We start from the raw sequence: 20,365 nt of genomic DNA, 5'->3' as shown, positions 1-20,365 counted from the left end.
ATATGAGTGCAGTGCATGGGCTTGATCTGCGACTTGAAGGCGTCACCAAGGTTTATCCCGGTGTGGTGGCCCTTAATGATGTTTCATTGCAGATCCAAGCAGGAGAAGTTGTTGGGCTTCTTGGTGAAAACGGGGCCGGAAAGTCAACCCTGATGAAGATTCTTGGAGGGTTGATTACCCCGACATCCGGGAAAATTATCCTTGATGGTCAGCAGTACGACGCGTTTGACGTCAAACAATCCCAACAAGCGGGGATCGCGTTCGTCCATCAGGAACTGAATGTTTTCGACAACATGGATGTTTCCGCAAACATCTTCCTCGGTCGGGAGGTGGTGCGAGGTCCTCTTAGGCTGACCGATCGCAAAGCCATGAATAAAATGGCGGAGCCGCTCATCGAGCGTGTTGGCGCGCCATTCAAGCCGGAAACACCGGTTTCCACATTGTCCCTGGCGGAACGTCAGTTGCTTGAAATCGCCAAGGCCTTGGCGATGAATGCGCGGTTGGTCATCATGGATGAGCCGACGTCAAGCCTCACACTTTCTGAAACCAACATGCTGCTTAAGGTCATTGCCGACCTTAAGGCGCAAGGGATTGCAGTTGTCTATATTTCACACCGCCTGAGCGAGGTGGAGGAATGCGTTGATCGCGCGGTTGTGCTGCGTGATGGTCGAAATGTCGGGGAGCTTGAGCGCGACGCGGTCACGCATGATGCGATGATTCGCATGATGATCGGACGGGAGCTCAAGGCACTTTACACGCCACCGTCGGTGCCTGCGACCAAACCCATTCTGTCTGTCAAAAACTTTGCGATCAAAAGCAAGCCTGATCGCACTGCCGGTTTTGATGTGATGGCTGGCGAAATCCTTGGCGTGGCGGGCTTGATCGGGGCAGGTCGCACAGAGTTGGCCGAGGCAATATTTGGTGCCAGTGACAAGCTTGGCGGAGAAATTCTGATTGATGGCAGAAAGGTCGAGATCAATAGCCCGGCCGATGCCATCGCAGCAGGGCTTTATCTTGTGCCGGAAGACCGCAAGCGGGCCGGGTTGATCCTTGAGTTTCCGATCTTGGAAAATGTCACGATGGCCAACTTGCAGGCGTTCACATCATGCGGGCTTGTTTCCCGGAAACGTCAGATCGCGGTTGCAGAAGCGCAGCGGACTACATTGGCGATCAAGACACATGATGTTCGCCGGGTTGCCAATGAAATGTCTGGTGGCAACCAGCAAAAAGTCGTTCTGGCAAAATGGCTGTCCATGGATCCGAAAGTCATCATTTTCGATGAGCCGACACGGGGGATCGATGTCGGTGCAAAAGCCGAGATTTATGGATTGATGCGATCACTGGCCGACCGCGGAGTAGGGGTGATGATGATATCGAGCGATATGGAAGAAGTAATCGGGGTTTCAGACAGGATTGTCGTGATGAAAGACGGGTTGATTACAGGGGAATTGCCGCGCTTTCGCTTTTCCGAGAGCAATGTGCTCAATCTTGCTGTCGGTAAAGTGCTGGAAGAGGCCTGAGAAATGCAAAAAAAAGATATTGGTCTTGGCATTCTGATTATCGTGGTTGGCGCAATCGTTTATATGCGCAACCCGCTATTTCTGTCGCCCATCAACCTTGGCAATACCGCAAATCTGATTGGCCTGTTTGGCCTGTTTGCCATTGGGCAAGGGTTTGTCATCATGACCGGCGGTATTGATCTTTCGGTCGGATCGGTGATCGCGTTGCTTGGTGTGTTATTCGTCGACATGGTCGGTAAGTTTGGCGTTCCCTGGCCGCTAGCCATGGCGATCATCATAGGCCTTGGTGTTCTGATCGGGCTGGCGCACGGTATTCTGATTACACGATTCAGGCTGCAGCCATTTGTCGTTACCTTGTGTGGGCTTTTGATTTATCGCGGCATCGCACGTGGATACACAGCGGAATCCACTGCAGGATTTCCTTTTGGTTCCAGCTATCCTCAACTGGAATGGCTTACAATCGGGCGGAGTTTCGGCGTCCCGCACTCATTCCTTGCGATGCTGATTGTGGCGGCGGTGATGTGGGTTGTTTTGCATCACACCGTTTTTGGTCGTCACCTTTGTGCGGTAGGCAAAAACGAGGAAGCCGCGCGCTTTTCAGGGATAAACACCCGTTTCGTCACCGTGATGGCGTATGTGATCTGTGCCGTGCTCGCATCCATCGCGGCAATATATTTCGCAATGTTCACCAAGTCAGTCCAACCGTCTTCACACGGTAACTTTTACGAGCTGTATGCAATTGCTGCGGCTGTGCTGGGCGGATGTTCCTTACGCGGGGGCGAAGGTTCGGTCATCGGGATCGTTCTTGGGGCTGTGTTGCTACAAGAACTGCAGAACCTGGTGAATTTGCTGGGAATTCCGTCATCGCTGAATTTCGCAGTAATGGGCGCCGTGATTTTGCTGGGTGTTCTGGCAGATCAGCAATTTGCGTCGTATCGCACCAGAAAAAATACCGAGAGAGCGTTGGGCTTGCTGCAAAAGCCATAAATCACAAAAGAAAACCGTCTGCTTGTTATCACGTTAAGTGAACCCGCAGGGAAGGGGGGTGTTCATGAATGTGCTTGAACTTAAAAACATATCCAAACGTTATGGCGCCATACAGGCACTCGATAACGTGTCCCTTGCCATTGCGCCGGGCGAAGTAGTCGGGCTTATGGGCGATAACGGGGCTGGGAAATCCACCTTGGTCAAGGTGATTGCGGGGAACTTTGCGCCGACGTCGGGTGATATCCTTGTTTCCGATCAGAAAGTGGCGTTTCACAAGCCGTTGGATGCGCAGAAAGCCGGTATCGAGGTCGTCTATCAGGATCTGGCGATTTGCAACAATCTGAGTGCAGCGTCGAATGTGTTTTTGGGACGTGAGCCGACCCGCAGGATCGGGCCGATTAAGGTTGTTGATTATGCCTTCATGCGCAGCAAATCCGCCGAGCTTTTTGCGCGTTTGAAATCGGAAACCCGTCCACGTGATCTGGTACACAAAATGTCTGGCGGGCAACGTCAGGCGGTTGCGATTGCACGCACCCTTTTAAGTGACGCCAAGATCGTTCTGATGGACGAACCCACGGCTGCGATCTCCGTTCGGCAGGTGGCGGAAGTCCTGAACCTTATCCGGCAGCTTAGTGATCACGGTATTTCTGTTGTTCTGATCAGCCACCGGATGCCGGATGTCTTTGAGGTCGCAGACAAGGTTGTTGTCTTGCGGCGCGGAGAACTTGTTGCGGACAAGAAAGCTTCTGATTCATCGCCAGAAGAAATTACAGGCCTGATCACTGGCGCGATTGAGCATGCATGAGTGGACATGAAAAAGGAACAATGAATATGGCAACGCCAACTCTTGCAGAAGTCATCAATCGTTCTCAACATCACGGATTGATCGCGCGGATCACAAGTCAGCAGATTTTCTGGGTGTTTATGGCGGCTGTATTTGCCTGCCTGGCATTGACGCTCCTTACCGATAGTTTCGCAACCGAGCGCAACCTTTTTAACGTGACCCGCAACTTTGCGTTTGTCGGGATTATCGCCCTTGGCATGACAGCCGTCATTGCCTCCGGCGGGATCGACCTTTCTGTTGGCTCTACGCTAGTGATCTCTGCGATGACGGTTAGCGTTATCATGTCGGCTGGAATGCCATTTTGGCTCGGTTGTCTTGCCGCACTTGGTATCTCGCTGCTTGTGGGGGCGGTCAATGGTGTGCTGATTGCCTATGCGGGAATGCCGCCATTCGTGGTCACGCTCGGCATGCTGTCGGTCGCACGCAGTTTGGCGATGGTGCTTTCTGACAACAAAATGATCTATGAGTTCGGTCCGGATCATGACTTTTTGTTGTGGCTTGGTGGCGGTTCGACGCTTGGCCTTCCTCATCCGTTGATCATCATGGTGATTCTGGCATGCCTGACGGCTTTCGCGTTCCGGCATTTACGTTGGGGCCAGCACTTGTTCGCGATTGGCGGGAATGAAAACGCGGCAGTTCTGACCGGCATTCCCGTCGCGCGCATCAAAGTCAGCGTTTATATGTTTTCAGCCCTGATGGCAGGTATTACCGGGGTTCTGGAAGTTGGCTGGCTCGGTGGGGTTACGACCAATCTTGGTCAGGCCATGGAGTTGACTGTCATTGCCGCCGCTGTCATTGGCGGTGCCAATCTTGCAGGTGGAGGAGGTACTGCATTTGGTGCTGTGGTCGGTGCATTATTGATTGAAGTGATCCGCAATAGTCTGATTTTGCTGGGTATCAGCACGTTCTGGCAGGGAACGTTTGTTGGATCGTTCATCGTGATTGCCGTGGCGTTTGATCGCTTTAGGCAGAGAAAGTCGTAGACTTAACAAAAGTACCATTAGAGAAATGTCACCTTCTCTGCCAATTCCGCAGGTTTTTGTCATCTTTTGCGGCACCTGACAGTGTTTACAAAGCGTAATCACTGCTCCATCGCCCCCTCATCATCCCGCATAAAATCAGACTGATGCAGCAATCACCCGAATTGTCATAATTCGGGGTTACATAGCTTTATGATATGAGCTTAACGGCACTTGCACGTACCACCCCATTCATTTTGACCGCTCTCGTCCCGGATGTCGTTTGGTATTGAAGTTTCGAAATCATCAATTTTAGAGAGCGTGATCAAAAATGACGTTTTTGCGTAGATAAAACGACAAGCTATCAGGCAATTGCGATTTCGCAATTTTGACATGACCTGAGTCAAGTGATGGCGTTTCCGGATCCGATAAGGTCCCTCTCACTGGTGTTCAGATTACGGAACATCAGTTTGGTGGGGACGTGCCGTGGTTGTTGTATCTGGATCATTTTCGTTATCGGGCTTGCGCCTGCTTCTGCTGGCAGTCATCAGTTGGGGGCTTGCGTTCACCAGCAGTTTTGCCGGGACGCTTGACGATTATGTCGTGTCGCTTGATGCTGTAAGCATCATGCCCGGAGCCGATCATATCGGCGAGGAGCAAACAACAGATCATCTTGTTCCCGTCTATAGCGGCAGTAACCAGCTTGGTTACATTTTCCTAAATAGCGACTGGGCCAATTCGGTTGGTTATTCCGGCAAACCAATCGACATTCTGGTCGGCATCTCGATGCAGGGTGTTATTACCGGTGCACGACTGGTTGCCCACAAAGAACCGATCGTGCTGGTTGGCATTCCTGAAAGCAAAATCACGGACTACATCGCGGGCTATACCGGTTTTAACATAGCCGAATATGCCCGCAGCGAAGAGCTGGATGCGTTGCCTGACGATATCGTTAGTGGTGCCACCGTCACCATCATGGTGATTGACGATTCAATTCGGCGCTCGGCAATCAAGGTGGCCCGAACACTTGGTCTGGGCGGGTTGGCGCAGCCGGGCGGCAAGGGCGACAAATTCGCCGTCGATATGTCGCAAGACGGGCAGGCAAGCTGGGATGAATTGCTTGGCGACGGGTCGGTTAGGCGTCTGTGGCTATCGCATGACGATGTTGCGCAGGCCTTCGAGGGAACTGACGACAGAGGGCAAGGTAAAGGTAGTGGCAACGATCAAGCCAGGATCGCTACCGACGGCCCGTTCATTGATCTATATACCGCTCTCGTTTCCATTCCGATGATCGGACATAATCTGCTGGGCGATGCGGAATATGCCAATCTTCAGAAGGTTCTGAAGCCCGGCCAGCAGGCGTTGCTTGTTGCGGCGAACGGTGAATATTCCTTCAAGGGTTCAGGCTATGTCCGCGGCGGGGTGTTTGACCGTATTCAGGTTATACAGGGCGATAACAGTGTCCGTTTCCGTGACAAACATCACAAGCGCCTCGGGGAAATTGCGGCCGAGGGTGCGCCGCGTTTCAGGGAAGTTGCTCTTTTTGTTATCCCGGAAGAAGTGCCGTTTGATCCAACTGCGCCGTGGCATTTGCAGCTTCTGGTCCAGCGCCAGCTAGGCGCTTTGGAAAAGGCCTTTACGACATTTGGCGTCGACTATGCGCCACCGGTGAAATATCTGCGCAAGATCGATGTTGCGACGGCGGCATCGGACAATGTTTCGGAAAAAGCCAACGAGGTTGGTGTACAGAAATCTGGTACCGATACCCAAAACCGGGACGCGCTTTGGAAGCGGATATGGACGAACCGGATTGTCGATATTGTCATCCTGTCTTGCGCAATCCTGCTTCTGACCGGCTTGTTCTTCTTCCAGGACTGGTTTGTCCGCCGTCGCAAACTGACGCAGCGGATACGGACCGGGTTCCTGATCTTTACCGTGGTCTGGATTGGATATTATGCCAATGCACAGCTTTCGGTCGTCAATGTCCTGACGGTTGCCAATTCCTTCGGGTCGGGTTTTGACTGGTCCTATTTCCTGATGGATCCGCTGATTTTCCTGCTGTGGTTCGCGGTGGCGGCGTCGCTGATATTCTGGGGGCGTGGGGCCTATTGCGGGTGGCTTTGCCCGTTTGGAGCGTTACAGGAACTTTTGAACAAGCTGGCCAAACAGCTTCGCATTCCGCAAATCGCAGTTCCCTTTGGCCTGCATCAGCGCCTTTGGCCGATCAAATATATCGCCTTTCTGGTTCTGTTTGGAATCTCGTTCCATGCGTTCGATCAGGCCGAGCATCTGGCCGAGATCGAGCCGTTCAAGACGGCGATCATTCTATCCTTCATGCGCGATTGGCCGTTCGTCCTGTTTGCGGTTCTGCTGTTGGTCGCGGGGCTTTTCATCGAGCGGTTTTACTGTCGTTACCTTTGCCCGCTGGGGGCGGCTTTGGCGATACCTGGCCGGATCCGGGTCAATGACTGGCTGAAACGGTATCGTGATTGTGGTTCCCCCTGCCACCGGTGCGCAAACGAATGCATGGTTCAGGCCATTCATCCTGACGGGCACATTGACCCGAATGAATGCCTGTACTGCGTTCATTGCCAGGAACTGTATTACGACGACCAGAGTTGCCCGGTCATGATCCAGAAACTGGCCCGGTTTGAACGCCGCATGGCACTGCAATCCGGTTCAAAAACTTCCAGACCTCAAACGAAAACCGAAACGACTTCTCATTCGAAACCATCGTCCGCGAGCTGTGGCTCCGGTGGATGCGGCGCAAGTTGTTCCAATCCGAAGTCTTCGGACGGAAACAACGGTGCGTCTAACCAGCTGTGACATATCAGGAGTTCCATTATGTCGAATGAAACAGAGAACTATAAGATCAGCCGACGCGGCTTGCTCGGCGGAACGGCAAAGATGGCAGGATTGGCAGGAATTGCAGGTGCAACCGGTGCTGCGGGCATTGCCGCGGGTTCAATCCTTGCACCAACGGCTGCAAAAGCGGCTGCCGGATCGGTTGAGGTTTTGCCAGGTGATCTTGACGAATATTATGGCTTCTGGAGCAGCGGGCAGTCGGGTGAAGTCCGCATTATGGGGGTTCCCTCCATGCGCGAGCTGATGCGCATTCCGGTCTTCAACCGGTGTAGTGCAACCGGTTGGGGATTGACGAATGAAAGCCGCAAAATCCTGACCGAAGGCCTGTTGCCAGAAACCAAAAAGTATCTGGCCGACAAGGGTGAAATCTGGCTGAACGGGGATTTGCATCATCCGCACATGTCGTTCACGGATGGCACCTATGACGGGCGTTACCTGTTTGTGAATGACAAGGCGAACACGCGTGTTGCCCGCATTCGCTGTGACGTCATGAAATGTGACAAGATCATCGAAATTCCGAACGCGTCGGATATCCATGGTCTGCGCCCGCAGAAATTCCCGCGCACAGGCTATGTCTTTGCCAATGGTGAACATCGGGTTCCGGTTCCCAATGACGGATCCATTCTAGACGATCCGTCGCAGTATCATGCAATCTTTACCGCAATCGACGGCGACACGATGGAAGTTGCCTGGCAGGTGATGGTTGATGGCAACCTTGATAACTGTGATGCGGATTATCAGGGCAAATATGCGGTTTCGACCTGCTATAACTCTGAAAACGGTGTGACGCTTGCCGAAATGACGTCAAGCGAGCAGGACTGGGCGGTCATTTTCTCGATCGAGCGTATCGAACAGGCGATCAAGAATGGCAATTACAAGGAAATCAACGGCGTCAAGGTCGTTGACGGCCGCAAAGGATCGCCGCTGACCCGTTATGTGCCGGTATCGAACAGCCCGCATGGTTGCAACACGGCACCGGATGGCAAGCATATTGTCATTAACGGCAAGCTGTCCCCGACGGTTACCGTGCTGGATGTACGCAAGTTCGAAGATTGCTTCGAAAACAGGATCGAACCGCGCGGTGTTGTGGTGGCCGAGCCCGAGGTTGGATTGGGTCCGTTACATACCGCATTTGATGGTCAGGGGAACGCTTATACCACCCTGTTCCTTGATAGTCAGATGTGCAAATGGAACATCGATGCCGCGGTTCGCAAGTTCAACGGTGAAGACGTCAATCCGATCCTTGCCAAGGTCGATGTCCATTATCAACCGGGCCATAACCACACTTCCATGGGTGAAACCAAGGATGCGGACGGCAAATGGCTTATTTCCCTTAACAAGTTCTCGAAAGACCGGTTCCTTAATGTCGGTCCGCTGAAGCCGGAAAACGATCAGCTGATTGACATTACCGGTGATGCACCAAAGGTCGTTCATGACGGTCCGACATTTGCCGAACCGCATGATTGCATCATTGTCCATAGTTCGGTGGTCAATCCGGTCAATCTCTGGGATCGCAATGATCCGATGTTTGCCGAAGCCCGCAACTGGGCGAAAAAGGACGGTGTCGATCTTGAAGGCGATTCAATTGTCATTCGGGATGGCAACAAGGTGCGTGTCTATATGTATTCCAACGCGCCGATGTTCAGCATGGACAAGTTCGAGGTCAATCAGGGCGACGAGGTTACCGTTTTCATCACCAATATCGATGATGTCGACGACCTGACGCACGGGTTCACAATCGGGAACTATGGTGTGGCAATGGAAGTCGCACCGCAGGCAACGGCATCGGTGACCTTCAAGGCCGATCGACCCGGTGTGCACTGGTATTACTGCCAGTGGTTCTGCCATGCGCTGCATATGGAAATGCGCGGCCGTATGCTGGTTAAACCGGCGTAAGGATAAGCACGATGTTTCCGGTCATCTGTCCAAAGACTGTCATTCGAACCGGTTTATCTGCGCTGGCGGTTTGGGGGGCAACATTCTCGTCGCTGCATGCGTCGGAAATCGAGGCAAGCCCGTCAGTTAAGGGATTGCAGGAGATTGTCGACACGGCACAGGACGGTGACCGGATTCTGCTCGGCCCGGGAGATTATTCCGGGCCGATCATTCTGCATCGTCCGGTCACGCTTGAAGGTGGCGATGACGTGCGGATTGTCGGGAATGGAACCGGCAATGTGATTACCATCGACGGGCCGGATGTAATGCTTCGCGGTATTACCGTGACGGGATCGGGACTGGATTTATCAACACAGGATAGCGGGATTTTTGTAACCCCCAATGGCGACGGTGCCGTCATTGAAGACAGTGTGATCAGTGACAATCTGATCGGCATTTATCTTTCAGGTCCGGAAAACGCGACCGTGCGGAACAATATCATCGTCGGCCGGCAGGACCTGCGCGTAAACGAACGTGGTAATGGGGTGCAGCTTTGGAATACACCGGGATCGGTCGTGATCGGGAACGCAATATCGCAGGGCCGCGACGGTATTTTTGTGACGACCAGCAAACAGAACCGGTTCATCGGTAACGAATTTCGCAATGTCCGTTTTGCGGTTCATTACATGTATACGCATGACAGCGAAATCCGGGACAACAGTTCCTTTGACAATACGGTCGGCTATGCGTTGATGTTTTCGGATGGTTTGAAGGTAACGAACAACCTGTCACGCGGGGATCGTGACCACGGCATTTTGCTGAACTATGCCAATAAGTCCGAATTTAGCGGAAATGTCGTGGATCGTGGCGGCGAAAAGTGCGTTTTTATTTATAACTCCAACAAGAACGATTTTCGGGGAAACCGGTTCGAGGGCTGCGGGATCGGTGTGCAGTTTACCGCCGGATCGGAACGCAATGTCATTGTTGGCAATGCGTTTTCCGGAAACCGGACACAGGTCAAGTATGTCGGTACACGCTGGCTTGAATGGTCTGAAAACGGTCGCGGAAATTACTGGAGCGATAATGCCGCATTCGATCTGGATGGTGATGGTCTTGGGGATCGGGCCTATCGGCCAAATGACATGCTTGATCAGGTCGTCTGGGCCCATCCATCCGCCAAGCTTTTGCTGAATGCACCCGCAATACAGATTTTGAAATGGGCGCAGTCCCGGTTTCCGGCACTGCATCCGGGGGGCGTGATTGACAGTCATCCGCTAATGGCACCGCCGGTTATCGCCCGATTTGAAGGAGACGGCTATCATGCCGACTGATCCTGCAATTCTGCTTGAAAAAGTGACCAAGACGTTCGATCAGCAAAACGCGGTCAACGATCTGTCATTGGAAATTGGCGCAGGCGAGAGTGTTGCGTTACTTGGCCATAATGGCGCGGGTAAAACGACACTTATCAAGCTGATCCTTGGTCTTATGCGTCCTGACAAGGGAAATATCCGCATTCTTGGCGAGGAAAGCACATCCCGCCATCGTGGAAAAAACGCGCATGGGTTTCTTGGATATCTTCCAGAAAATATCGCGTTTTATAACAGCATGAGCGGTGCGGAGACGCTGGCTTTCTTTGCCCGGTTGAAACACCATCCCGTGTCTGACTGCGCACGGATCCTTGAACGTGTCGGGCTTGCCGAAGCCGCGCATAAGCGGGTTGGGCATTATTCCAAAGGGATGCGTCAGCGTCTTGGTCTTGCGCAGGCATTGCTGGGCAATCCGCGGATATTGATGCTCGACGAGCCCACGACCGGCCTTGATCCTGAATTGCGCAACGCCTTTTATGACATCGTGCGCGAACTTGAAGACAGTGGTGTCACTGTCATTCTGTCGTCGCATGCGCTGACGGAGCTTGAAGCCCATACCCGCAAAATCGCGATCATGCGAAAGGGCCAACTGATTGCATCGGGAACCATCGATGATCTGCGCAGGCGGGCCAATCTGCCGGTGCATATCCGCCTGATCACCAGACCGGGAATGGGGGCCGCCTGTGCCGAAAAAATTCCCGACGGGATCGGTTGTGAGCGGATCAACGATCACGGTCTTGATCTGACCTTGCCGTCCGAACGCAAGATTGACGTATTGCGGCATCTGTCGGCCACCGTGCCGGAGCTTGACGACGTTGACATCAGGTTGCCGTCGCTTGGCGATCTCTACATGCATTTCCAGAAAGAAAGTGTGGTGTCATGAGAGAACTTGTCATCATTGCAATCAAGGAATTTCGGGACGGAATTCGCAATCGCTGGTTTTTGGGCGCGACCGCGGCGCTGGTCCTGTTTTCGCTTAGCCTTACTTTTCTGGGAAGTGCGCCGGCGGGCACCGTTGGCGTCGATCAACTGGCTGTTACGATCGTCAGTCTGGCCAGCCTTTCGGTCTTTTTGCTGCCATTGATGGCGTTGCTGTTGTCCTATGACGCGCTGGTGGGCGAGGTTGAACGCGGGACGATGCTTTTGTTGCTGACCTATCCGCTGTCGCGATCCGACATCATTATCGGAAAGTTTCTGGGCCAGACGCTGGGCCTTGGATTGGCAACTGTTCTTGGTTTCGGATCAGCGGCACTTGTCCTTGTTTACGGGGGGATTGAAAGCGCCAACTGGATGGCCTTTGGCGTTCTGATAGGGAGTTCGGTTGTGCTGGGGGCGGCTTTTGTAGCACTTGGATTGGCCATCAGTGCCATGCCCCGTCAACGGAGTGCCGCGGCGGCTCTGGCGTTTGGTGTGTGGCTTTGTCTGGTGATCGTTTATGACATGGCGCTTTTGGGGGCGTTGGTTGCCGATGGCGGTGAAGGCATAAGCGCACCGGTTTTCGATGTGCTTCTGACCGTCAATCCGGCTGATGCATTTCGCATGATCAATCTTTCGGGTTTTGAGGATGTCCGGGTTGCGGCCGGGCTGGTGATATCGGACCTTGAAGGTATCGGTAACGGTTTCGCACCCGTGCTCTCGCTCGGCATGTGGGTTGTTGTTCCGCTGATACTGGCGGTGGTGCTGTTTCGGAGGAAGCAGTTATGAAAGCCATTTTACCGTTTGTGATCTTCGGAGCGATCCTGCTTGCGGGATGCCGCGAGCAGGAGATTGTCGCACGGCCCGGTCCACAGGATCTGACACGCGATGTTTCTGGCTTTTTCTGCGGCATGATTGTTGCCGATCATCCGGGGCCAAAGGCCCAGCTGCACCGTAAATCGAATGGCGAAATTTTATGGTTCCCGTCGGTACGTGACGCGATTGCGTTTACGCTTATGCCCGGTGAAGCCCGTGACGTGGCTGTCATTTACGTCAGTGACATGACCGGTTATGCCGACTGGCAATCCCCGCCGTCAAATTGGGTGGCCGTTGATAGCGCACATTTCGTGATCGGCAGTGACATGACAAGCGGCATGGGAATTGGCGAAGCCGTGCCATTCGGGACCCTTGCCGCGGCTCAGTTATTCGTAACCGCGCATGGGGGGCAGATTGTCGACTACAAGAACATCCCCGATGATTACGTTTTTGATCTTGGACCTTCGGATGGAGGTGCGTCATGACACATTTGAACCGTCGTCGCTTTATCACCCTGTTTGCCAGTGCGGCATCAATCGCCTTGGCATCCCCCAAGGTTTTCGCCGCGCCAGATAAGCTGCATCGTTGGCAGGGAACCGCCCTTGGTGCAGAGGCCGCGATTTATCTGGACGGCCTTTCGCAAGATCAGGCCGATGAAATGATTTCGTCGGCACTTTGGGAAATCGAACGACTGGAAAACATGTTCAGTCTGTATCGGCCGGATGCGATAATTTCGCGCTTGAATCGCGATGGATTTGTCGAAAACCCCGAACAGGAATTTGTTGAACTGATGTCGCGCGCTGCCATGATTTCCAGACATACCGATGGCGCATTCGATCCGACGATCCAGACCGTTTGGGCGCGGCTAACAGAACTGTCGCAGCAGATCGCTATGACTGATGAAGGTGCAGTTCAGGCAGAAATCGGGAGGCTGAAATCCTTGATCGGATATGAGGCAATCCGGATTGAGCCGAACCGGGTTTCCTTTGCGCAGCAGGGCATGCAGGTCACGCTGAACGGTATGGCGCAGGGTTACATCACCGACCGTGTCGTGGGGGTTTTCCGGCGAAACGGCATGAAGAATGTGCTGGTTGACCTTGGCGAAAAATATGCGATTGGCTCCAGAATAGACGGTACGGGATGGCCGGTAAGATTTGACGGGAACGATGCACAGTCATCCAGTGGAATCAGGATATATGATGGTGCATTGGCAACGTCGTCAGGTTCGGGATTCAGGTTCAGTTTGAACGGGAATTATACCCATCTGATCGACCCGCGCAGCGGAACTTCGCCCGCCTTGTGGGAAAGGGTGAGTGTCTTTGCAGATACTGCAACCGATGCAGATGCGTTTTCAACCGCGTTTTCGATGATGCGTGAAACCGAAATACGGCATGCAGCGCGTCATCTGCCTGTTCGAAAAATCCTTCTTGTGCCTTTGGGCGAGGCGCAGGAAATAGAAATTGATGTGTGATCAGAAGGTAGAAAACCCGCAAAGGCAGTCCTGATTGACGACCGTCAAGGAGTATCAAAACAAATCAATTATACTCCAGCCATCGTCAATACATTGAGCTGTTTACTCCCCTGCACAATGTATCGAAGGGCCACAGTTCATCAGGCTGTGGCCCTTTTCATATCTGTATTCCGGACCGGGATATTTGCGCGGTGGGGAAAATTATTCAGCCCGGGAACCAAGCGTTTCCCGGAGGTCCGCACCCGGAAGGCTGTGCAGGAAGGCATCCGCGAAAGCCAGATCGTTTTGCATTTCCAGCAACGATTGCCTGACCTCGTCAGACGAGGTTTCACCATCGATCAGACGACGGTAGAGATTGGCAACGCGCACCATATCAAGAGTGTGCGGTGAAATCCGGAAGGCGTTAACACCGGCATCTTTCAGATCATCAATAGCGGTTGATAATTCCAGATAGTGACTGGACAGGGTTTGCAGACCATTGACGGCAAGAAACGGTGTGTGATCCAGCGTTTCGATATCCATGCCATCAAGGGCCTCGCCACAGACATATCGGCAGCCGTCCTTGTGCAAGCCATGTGCGCGTGCGGAATAACACCGGGCTGATATGGCAAGCGGGACACGCCCGAATATCTGGACTTCGATCTCGGCCGTTTTCCGAGCGTTGCAAAGGGCTTCAATCGATGACATCGGCAATTCCCAGGGAAGCGATGCGCGGTGTGCACCTTTGGAAATCAGGTAGTCCAGGGTGCTTTCGTTATATGTATTGATGTACGGCCCGACGACATGCGGGCGGCCGGAAAGCAGGCCGATGGAAGATATGTCGTTGGCTTCGATCAGAAGGTCCGGCATTTCGGCAATTTCACGAAGCTGGGCGATCTCGCGTTCATTCATCACGAGGGCCAGTGTCGAGAAGACGACTTCCTTTCCGGCATTCTGAAGCCGTTCGATGATGTCGGGCAGATGTTTGTCAAAGAACGGCATGCGTTTGGCACAGACGACTTCACCAACATGGACTGTATCAACATCGATTTCATCGGCAAGGCGGGCATAGAAATCCCGTTTGCGGTTTTCATCCCAGTGAAAAAGAATGGGGCCCATGACCAGTCTTGATTTCGTCATTGCCAGCTTCTCCGATAGGCACCTGTTGTCTCTGCCTGACCTTCGCTAAGGGCGGCCAGATTACTGCGCGTACCGGTTTGCCCATTGGCAATGCGGTCAAGGGACGCGCGGAACGCGCCGACCACCTGCGAGATATAGGCCTTGCCGCGTTGGCGCCCTTCGATCTTAAGGGCGGTTACACCGGCATCGGCGAGTTCAGGCAGGATTGCGGTGACGTCAAGACTGGTGGGTTCTTCGAACAGATAACCGGCCTTGTCCATAGCGCGGAACCGGCCCTTGCACAGGGTGGGATATCCGACCTTTTCATCATTGCCGTAAACATTGATTGTAAAATTGCCAAGGCGGGAAACGGTACTGTCGACGCGTTCCTCGTAATGGACGTGGGCTGCTGGTGAACAAACGCCATTCATATTGGGGCTTTCCCCCGTGGCATAGGAAGATAGCGAACAGCGTCCTTCGGCCATGACACACATGCCCCCAAAGGCGAAAACTTCGGTTTCCACCGAAATGCGCCGGTTTAACATCCGGATTTCTTCGAGCGACAGGACACGCGGCAGAACCACACGGCGCACGCCAAATTCACGATGGTAAAAACGAATGGCTTCCTCGTTCGAGGCCGATGCCTGTACCGACAGATGCAGGCGTGCATCGGGATGTTTATCGCGCGCATAGCGCAGCAAACCGATATCGGCCAGAATGACCGCATCAACACCAATTGCAACCGCATCATCGACGGCCTTGTGCCAGATGTCTTCGGAACCGGCCTTTGGATAGGTGTTGCAGGCCAGATAGACATGCACGCCATGTTTATGTGCGAATGTAACGGCGTTGGCGAGTTCGGGTCGGGAAAAATTCAGCCCCGGAAAGTTGCGGGCATTGGTCGCATCGCGGAAACCGCAATATACAACATCCGCACCGGCTTCGACGGCGGCACGCAGACTGGCGGGGGTTCCTGCCGGGCAAACTAGTTCCATGAAATCCCTGTATGTGTTTGTCGGTTATGAAGGATCAGGCAGGGCGAAATCATCACCCGCCAGCGCGGTCTGAGCGGTGCGGGGCGTGCGACGTTTTACTGATTTCTGAAGCCCTGAAATGTTTTCCGCATGTTCGCCAAGACGCCGGTCAAGTCCGCCCAGACGTTTTTCAATCGGGGAAATCAGGGTATCGGCAACCCGGTCCATGTCCGATTGCATCTGGCGATATGCCGCTTCGGCGGCGCGCAGTGCCAGACGTGCCGCCGGGCCCAATGCACCGAAACTTTCAATGACGGCTGAACGCAGGTCTATTTCTTCGCCGTCCAGGGCATTGCGAAGGGCAACGACAAGGTCGGTCCGGCCCTCTATTCGTAATGCGCGCGAGAAAAACAGCGCGTCCCCGTCGGATTTTCCTTCGAGCAGTTCCAGAAGGGCCGGAAGCGGGCCGATGATCCGTGCTGCGATGATATTGTCATCCCCCTCATGGGCCGGGCGCAGGACGGGGGCCTTGGGATCAAGGGCAAGGAAAAGGTCGAGATCAAGGTCCGTCGGGCATACGAGCAGGGCAAATGTTTCACGTTCGGTGACCCGTTCGAAAACGGGTTTGTGTCGGCGATACATGGTTGCCATGGCGTGCTGGCACAGGCGTTCAAGCGCGAATGCCGGAACATTTCGCACGACGGGGTTCATCAGCAGAAAGGGCGTAAATGACGGGCGTTTGATTGACACGGCGGACTCCGGACCACATTGGTGCCGGAAGTATTGTCCTGTTTGGGTTTTAAGGTGTTGATGTCCGTCAAATCACTGAAAGATTGGAATTTTTACGGTTCTTGATAAGGTGGAAAGGTTCTGCTTTTCCAAGACAGTATCGGGCAGGGGGAATTGCAAAATTCCGGGCAGGGCTACTTGACCATCGTCAACGTGACTTTTGGGAAGGTGCCTAAACTTGGCTGGATCAATATCCGGGGATGGAGGTCCGCCAGCATGCAATCCGATTTCACACATGATCAGGATCCTGCCAATTCAGCAAATCTGATCCATCGCAAGATCGGCGATCTGGTCGCAAGTTTTCCGGGGGCAACCCTGATTTTACGACGCCATAAAATCGGATTTTGCTGTTCAGGCAACAAGTCGTTGGACGAGGTCGCCAGTGCGAAAGGACTGGATGCCGGTCTGATTGCCCGTGAATTGTGCGATTTGCCCAAGGGGCCACTGACCTTGCCGGATCCAAATGATATCGATGCGTTCATCGATTTTATTCTGGATCGGTATCATCAGACACATCGTGATGAACTGGCCGAGCTTATCCTGCTTGCCCGCAAGGTCGAGGCGGTTCACGGAGATCATCCGGAAGCCCCGACGGGATTGGCCGACGCGCTGTTTGAAATGACGGAGAAGCTTGATTCCCATATGGCGAAAGAGGAAATGGTTCTGTTCCCGGCGATGCGCGAAATGCAACGCAACAGTGCCAGCACAATTCCCCTGATCATGCCGATCCATTGCATGCGCGAAGAACATGACGAGCATGCTGAAGCCATCCATAAACTGCAAAAGCTGACCAACAATTTCGCGTTGCCCGACGGTGTCTGTGGTTCATGGCGGGCGCTTTATTCCGGCACGGCCAAGCTGGTCGAGGACCTGGTGGCGCATATCCATCTTGAGAATGAAATACTGTTTCCGCGTTTTGAATAGCCTTGTCTGGCTAACCTAATCCTTCCTGCCGTGTATTTCCGACCCCACCTGCCCCGCCATCGTGCTGGGCTTTTTTCGTTTGACGGTAGTCAAGGTGGGAAACGTCCAGTCGGGAAATGATTGCCTGACGCCGTTTTGGGGACAGAGCGGCATTGAACTGCCAATCGGAGTGAGGATCCGTTCACATGTCGGAACGACTGACAAAATCTGCCGCCCGGAACATTTTCTACGGCGGAACGATCTTCTTTCTGGTCATCTTCGTCGGACTGACCTTGCACAGCCACAACTATATCGTCAACGAGTCCAGCAATCAGGATCAGCTGACGCCATCGGTTGTCGCGGGCAAGCATGTCTGGGAACGTAATTCATGCATCAACTGCCATACGCTTTTGGGCGAGGGTGCCTATTTCGCGCCTGAACTTGGCAATGTCTGGGTGCGGTATGGCGGTGAAGATGATCCGGAAGGTGCGCGCGATATGCTTAAGGCATGGATGGCCGCACAGCCCACAGGCATCGAAGGCCGCCGCCAGATGCCGCAATTCAACCTTACAGATCAGGAGCTCGACGAGCTTGTCGACTTCCTGAAATGGACCAGTGAAATCGACACCCAGAACTGGCCGCCAAACGAGGCGGGATAATCCGGTGCTGATGGAAACGAGGCTACAATGAAATATCAATCGCAAAAGGTTGCGCTGTATTACATATACGGTGCGCTGACATTGTTCGCAGCCCAGATTCTGTTCGGCGTGGTGGCGGGCACTGTCTATGTTTTTCCAAACGTTTTGTCCGAACTATTGCCGTTCAACGTCATTCGCATGATCCACACCAATGCCCTGATCGTCTGGTTGTTGATGGGGTATTTCGGGGCGGCTTATTATTTGCTGCCCGAAGAATGCGAAACCGAACTGCACAGCCCGAAACTGGCGATCATCCAGTTCTGGCTGTTCATGGCGGCAACCGCTGCTGCAGTTGTCGGATACATCCTTGGCTATCACGAAGGACGCGAGTTCCTTGAACAGCCCTTGCCGATCAAGGTCGGTATCGTCGTGGTGGCGCTGATGTTCCTTTACAACACCACGCTGACACTGCTTAAGGGGCGGAAAACCGCAGTATCGAACGTACTGATGGTTGCCCTTTGGTTCGTCGCGTTGCTGTTCCTGTTTGCGTTCTATAATCCGTCGAACCTTGCGGTAGACAAGATGTACTGGTGGTATGTCGTGCATCTGTGGGTCGAAGGTGTATGGGAACTGATCATGGCGTCGATCCTGGCGTTTCTGATGATCAAGATGACGGGTGTTGATCGCGAAGTCGTTGAAAAATGGCTTTATGTCATGGTTTCACTTTCGCTGTTTACCGGCATTCTGGGTACCGGCCATCACTATTACTGGATCGGAACTCCGGGATATTGGCAGTGGATCGGTAACGTGTTTTCGACGCTGGAAGTCGTTCCTTTCTTTGCCATGGTTGTTTTCTGCTTCTACATGGTTTGGAAAGGTGGTCGGGATCATCCGAACAAGGCGGCCCTACTTTGGTCGCTTGGCTGTTCGGTCATGGCGTTTTTTGGCGCGGGCGTATGGGGCTTCATGCATACCCTGTCGTCGATCAATTACTACACCCACGGAACACAGATTACCGCAGCACATGGCCATCTGGCTTTCTACGGGGCCTATGTGATGCTTAATCTGGCAATCTTCACCTATGCGCTGCCTTATCTTCGCGGGCGTGAACCTTATAACCAGCAGCTCAATATGTGGGGCTTCTGGATCACGACCAGTGCGATGGCATTCATGACCTTTACCCTGACATTTGCGGGTGTCGTTCAGACCCATCTGCAACGTGTTCTGGGGATGAATTACATGGAGGTGCAGGATCAGGTTGCCCTGTTCTACTGGATGCGTTTGGGAGCGGGGGTAGTCGTGCTGATCGGTGTCACCATGATCATCTGGTCGCTTGTGGTCGCACCGCGAGGTGGACGCGTAACCGCAGGGGCACGTCAGCCCGCCGAATGACGGCAATCAAGTCTGTGTGTTCGATTTCATGCTCTCTTCCATGACGACACATGGCGGACAACGACCGGTTGGTTCCCGCGACCGGTCGTTGTCATTTTCGGCCTTTCTATTTTCCAAGGAGCATTCACATGCAGACCGCTCTTAAAGACGTACTCCCAGATCAGGACGTTCCTTATTATCAGTCTACCGGCAATGAACAGCAGTTGTTTGAAACGGCTTGGCAGCAGCATCTGCCCTTGTTGCTGAAGGGACCGACCGGTTGCGGGAAAACGCGTTTTGTATCGCATATGGCGGCAAAGCTTGGTGTTCCGCTTTATACCGTTTCCTGCCATGACGATTTGACGGCGGCGGATCTGACGGGGCGCTATCTGATCAAGGGCGGGGAAACCGTTTGGGTGGATGGCCCGTTGACGCGCGCGGTCCGCCACGGTGGGATCTGCTATCTCGATGAGGTGGTGGAGGCGCGCAAGGACGTGACGGTGGTCCTGCACCCATTGACTGATGACCGTCGTCTTTTGCCGCTGGACCGGACGGGCGAGCTTCTGGAAGCGCCGGCCAATTTCATGCTGGTGGTGTCCTATAACCCTGGTTACCAGAACCTTCTGAAGCAACTGAAACCATCGACCCGGCAACGTTTTCTGGCGGTCGAGTTCGACTTCCCGGATGCGGAAACCGAAAAAGCGGTGATCATGCGTGAAACCGGGATCGATGTTGAACGCGCAGCCCTTCTGGTGCGTATCGCTGGCAATATTCGCAAGCTTACCGGTATTGATCTTGAAGAAGCGGTTTCAACCCGGTTGCTGGTTTATTGCGCGACACTTTTGATGGCCAATGTTGCATTTGATGACGCCATCAATGCCGCCATCATCGAACCTCTGTCGGATGACGCGGATATCAAGGCGGGCCTTCGCAAGGCCATCGGGATTATCCGGGGCTGACAGCCGGGAGGCGA

Annotated in this window: 18 protein-coding genes; 15 read left to right on the top strand and 3 right to left on the bottom strand. The window is 53.6% G+C overall.

Annotated features, from left to right (window positions below):
• Positions 1 to 2: 2 nt before the first annotated feature.
• The 11 genes from TH468_RS17215 to TH468_RS17165 all read left to right on the top strand — a co-directional run bounded on the left by TH468_RS17215 (position 3) and on the right by TH468_RS17165 (position 13,619).
• Positions 3 to 1,520 carry a sugar ABC transporter ATP-binding protein gene (locus tag TH468_RS17215; protein WP_085645816.1) on the top strand — a complete coding sequence of 506 codons (1,518 nt, stop codon included), beginning with the start codon at positions 3 to 5 and terminating at the stop codon, positions 1,518 to 1,520.
• A 3-nt stretch (positions 1,521 to 1,523) separates the two neighbouring features.
• Positions 1,524 to 2,507, top strand: coding sequence for an ABC transporter permease (locus TH468_RS17210; RefSeq protein WP_085645815.1), 984 nt, complete (start codon positions 1,524 to 1,526; stop codon positions 2,505 to 2,507).
• Between the two features lie 64 nt (positions 2,508 to 2,571).
• Entirely contained in the window at positions 2,572 to 3,312 is a 741-nt protein-coding gene (locus TH468_RS17205; protein ID WP_085645814.1) for an ATP-binding cassette domain-containing protein, read from the top strand.
• A gap of 26 nt (positions 3,313 to 3,338) precedes the next feature.
• Positions 3,339 to 4,334: an ABC transporter permease gene (locus TH468_RS17200; RefSeq protein WP_085645924.1), complete on the top strand. Its 996-nt coding sequence runs from the start codon at positions 3,339 to 3,341 to the stop codon at positions 4,332 to 4,334.
• 462 nt (positions 4,335 to 4,796) lie between these two features.
• Positions 4,797 to 7,136 carry a NosR/NirI family protein gene (locus tag TH468_RS17195; protein WP_085645813.1) on the top strand — a complete coding sequence of 780 codons (2,340 nt, stop codon included), beginning with the start codon at positions 4,797 to 4,799 and terminating at the stop codon, positions 7,134 to 7,136.
• 18 nt (positions 7,137 to 7,154) lie between these two features.
• A complete protein-coding gene (gene nosZ / locus TH468_RS17190; protein ID WP_085645812.1) occupies positions 7,155 to 9,071 on the top strand; it encodes a TAT-dependent nitrous-oxide reductase in 1,917 nt (638 codons plus the stop codon).
• Positions 9,072 to 9,082: 11 nt separating this feature from the next.
• The gene (locus tag TH468_RS17185; protein ID WP_085645811.1) at positions 9,083 to 10,381 is read left to right on the top strand and encodes a nitrous oxide reductase family maturation protein NosD; all 1,299 of its coding nucleotides are present in this window, start codon (positions 9,083 to 9,085) and stop codon (positions 10,379 to 10,381) included.
• Entirely contained in the window at positions 10,371 to 11,300 is a 930-nt protein-coding gene (locus TH468_RS17180) for an ABC transporter ATP-binding protein (protein WP_085645810.1), read from the top strand. The genes TH468_RS17185 and TH468_RS17180 overlap by 11 nt, the downstream gene beginning before the upstream one ends.
• Positions 11,297 to 12,121 (top strand): ABC transporter permease subunit, encoded by an 825-nt coding sequence (locus TH468_RS17175; RefSeq protein ID WP_085645809.1) that lies wholly within the window; start codon positions 11,297 to 11,299, stop codon positions 12,119 to 12,121. Before TH468_RS17180 ends, TH468_RS17175 begins: the two co-directional genes overlap by 4 nt.
• A complete protein-coding gene (locus TH468_RS17170; protein ID WP_085645808.1) occupies positions 12,118 to 12,633 on the top strand; it encodes a nitrous oxide reductase accessory protein NosL in 516 nt (171 codons plus the stop codon). The genes TH468_RS17175 and TH468_RS17170 overlap by 4 nt, the downstream gene beginning before the upstream one ends.
• The gene (locus TH468_RS17165; RefSeq protein ID WP_085645807.1) at positions 12,630 to 13,619 is read left to right on the top strand and encodes an FAD:protein FMN transferase; all 990 of its coding nucleotides are present in this window, start codon (positions 12,630 to 12,632) and stop codon (positions 13,617 to 13,619) included. Before TH468_RS17170 ends, TH468_RS17165 begins: the two co-directional genes overlap by 4 nt.
• Before the next feature lie 201 nt (positions 13,620 to 13,820).
• On the opposite strand, the gene TH468_RS17160 is transcribed toward TH468_RS17165, so the two are convergent.
• The 3 genes from TH468_RS17160 to TH468_RS17150 are packed head-to-tail and all read right to left on the bottom strand — an operon-like array spanning position 13,821 to position 16,441.
• Positions 13,821 to 14,738, bottom strand: a complete 918-nt coding sequence (locus tag TH468_RS17160; protein ID WP_085645806.1) for a U32 family peptidase — start codon at positions 14,736 to 14,738, stop codon at positions 13,821 to 13,823.
• Positions 14,735 to 15,712: a peptidase U32 family protein gene (locus TH468_RS17155; RefSeq protein ID WP_085645805.1), complete on the bottom strand. Its 978-nt coding sequence runs from the start codon at positions 15,710 to 15,712 to the stop codon at positions 14,735 to 14,737. The genes TH468_RS17160 and TH468_RS17155 overlap by 4 nt, the downstream gene beginning before the upstream one ends.
• A gap of 24 nt (positions 15,713 to 15,736) precedes the next feature.
• A complete protein-coding gene (locus TH468_RS17150) occupies positions 15,737 to 16,441 on the bottom strand; it encodes an SCP2 sterol-binding domain-containing protein (RefSeq protein WP_246832373.1) in 705 nt (234 codons plus the stop codon).
• 255 nt (positions 16,442 to 16,696) lie between these two features.
• On the opposite strand from TH468_RS17150, the gene ric reads away from it, so the two are divergent.
• The 4 genes from ric (at position 16,697) to TH468_RS17130 (ending at position 20,351) form a co-directional block, all read left to right on the top strand.
• Positions 16,697 to 17,404, top strand: coding sequence for an iron-sulfur cluster repair di-iron protein (gene ric / locus TH468_RS17145; RefSeq protein ID WP_085645803.1), 708 nt, complete (start codon positions 16,697 to 16,699; stop codon positions 17,402 to 17,404).
• 185 nt (positions 17,405 to 17,589) lie between these two features.
• Positions 17,590 to 18,042 carry a cytochrome c gene (locus tag TH468_RS17140; RefSeq protein WP_085645802.1) on the top strand — a complete coding sequence of 151 codons (453 nt, stop codon included), beginning with the start codon at positions 17,590 to 17,592 and terminating at the stop codon, positions 18,040 to 18,042.
• 27 nt (positions 18,043 to 18,069) lie between these two features.
• Complete coding sequence (locus tag TH468_RS17135) at positions 18,070 to 19,413, top strand: cbb3-type cytochrome c oxidase subunit I (RefSeq protein ID WP_085645801.1); 1,344 nt, start codon at positions 18,070 to 18,072, stop codon at positions 19,411 to 19,413.
• Between the two features lie 128 nt (positions 19,414 to 19,541).
• The gene (locus TH468_RS17130; RefSeq protein WP_085645800.1) at positions 19,542 to 20,351 is read left to right on the top strand and encodes a CbbQ/NirQ/NorQ/GpvN family protein; all 810 of its coding nucleotides are present in this window, start codon (positions 19,542 to 19,544) and stop codon (positions 20,349 to 20,351) included.
• Positions 20,352 to 20,365 lie beyond the last annotated feature (14 nt).

Source organism: Thalassospira sp. MCCC 1A03138 (assembly GCF_002115785.1).
In the GTDB taxonomy this organism is placed as follows: domain Bacteria; phylum Pseudomonadota; class Alphaproteobacteria; order Rhodospirillales; family Thalassospiraceae; genus Thalassospira.
This window is presented reverse-complemented; position numbering and strand designations above follow the sequence as displayed.

Coding starts and splice junctions, on each gene's coding strand:
- TH468_RS17215 (WP_085645816.1), top strand. CDS start 3: ATGAGTGCAGTGCATGGGCTTGATCTGCGACTTGAAGGCGTCACCAAG.
- TH468_RS17210 (WP_085645815.1), top strand. CDS start 1,524: ATGCAAAAAAAAGATATTGGTCTTGGCATTCTGATTATCGTGGTTGGC.
- TH468_RS17205 (WP_085645814.1), top strand. CDS start 2,572: ATGAATGTGCTTGAACTTAAAAACATATCCAAACGTTATGGCGCCATA.
- TH468_RS17200 (WP_085645924.1), top strand. CDS start 3,339: ATGGCAACGCCAACTCTTGCAGAAGTCATCAATCGTTCTCAACATCAC.
- nosZ (WP_085645812.1), top strand. CDS start 7,155: ATGTCGAATGAAACAGAGAACTATAAGATCAGCCGACGCGGCTTGCTC.
- TH468_RS17185 (WP_085645811.1), top strand. CDS start 9,083: ATGTTTCCGGTCATCTGTCCAAAGACTGTCATTCGAACCGGTTTATCT.
- TH468_RS17180 (WP_085645810.1), top strand. CDS start 10,371: ATGCCGACTGATCCTGCAATTCTGCTTGAAAAAGTGACCAAGACGTTC.
- TH468_RS17175 (WP_085645809.1), top strand. CDS start 11,297: ATGAGAGAACTTGTCATCATTGCAATCAAGGAATTTCGGGACGGAATT.
- TH468_RS17170 (WP_085645808.1), top strand. CDS start 12,118: ATGAAAGCCATTTTACCGTTTGTGATCTTCGGAGCGATCCTGCTTGCG.
- TH468_RS17165 (WP_085645807.1), top strand. CDS start 12,630: ATGACACATTTGAACCGTCGTCGCTTTATCACCCTGTTTGCCAGTGCG.
- TH468_RS17160 (WP_085645806.1), bottom strand. CDS start 14,738: ATGACGAAATCAAGACTGGTCATGGGCCCCATTCTTTTTCACTGGGAT.
- TH468_RS17155 (WP_085645805.1), bottom strand. CDS start 15,712: ATGGAACTAGTTTGCCCGGCAGGAACCCCCGCCAGTCTGCGTGCCGCC.
- ric (WP_085645803.1), top strand. CDS start 16,697: ATGCAATCCGATTTCACACATGATCAGGATCCTGCCAATTCAGCAAAT.
- TH468_RS17140 (WP_085645802.1), top strand. CDS start 17,590: ATGTCGGAACGACTGACAAAATCTGCCGCCCGGAACATTTTCTACGGC.
- TH468_RS17135 (WP_085645801.1), top strand. CDS start 18,070: ATGAAATATCAATCGCAAAAGGTTGCGCTGTATTACATATACGGTGCG.
- TH468_RS17130 (WP_085645800.1), top strand. CDS start 19,542: ATGCAGACCGCTCTTAAAGACGTACTCCCAGATCAGGACGTTCCTTAT.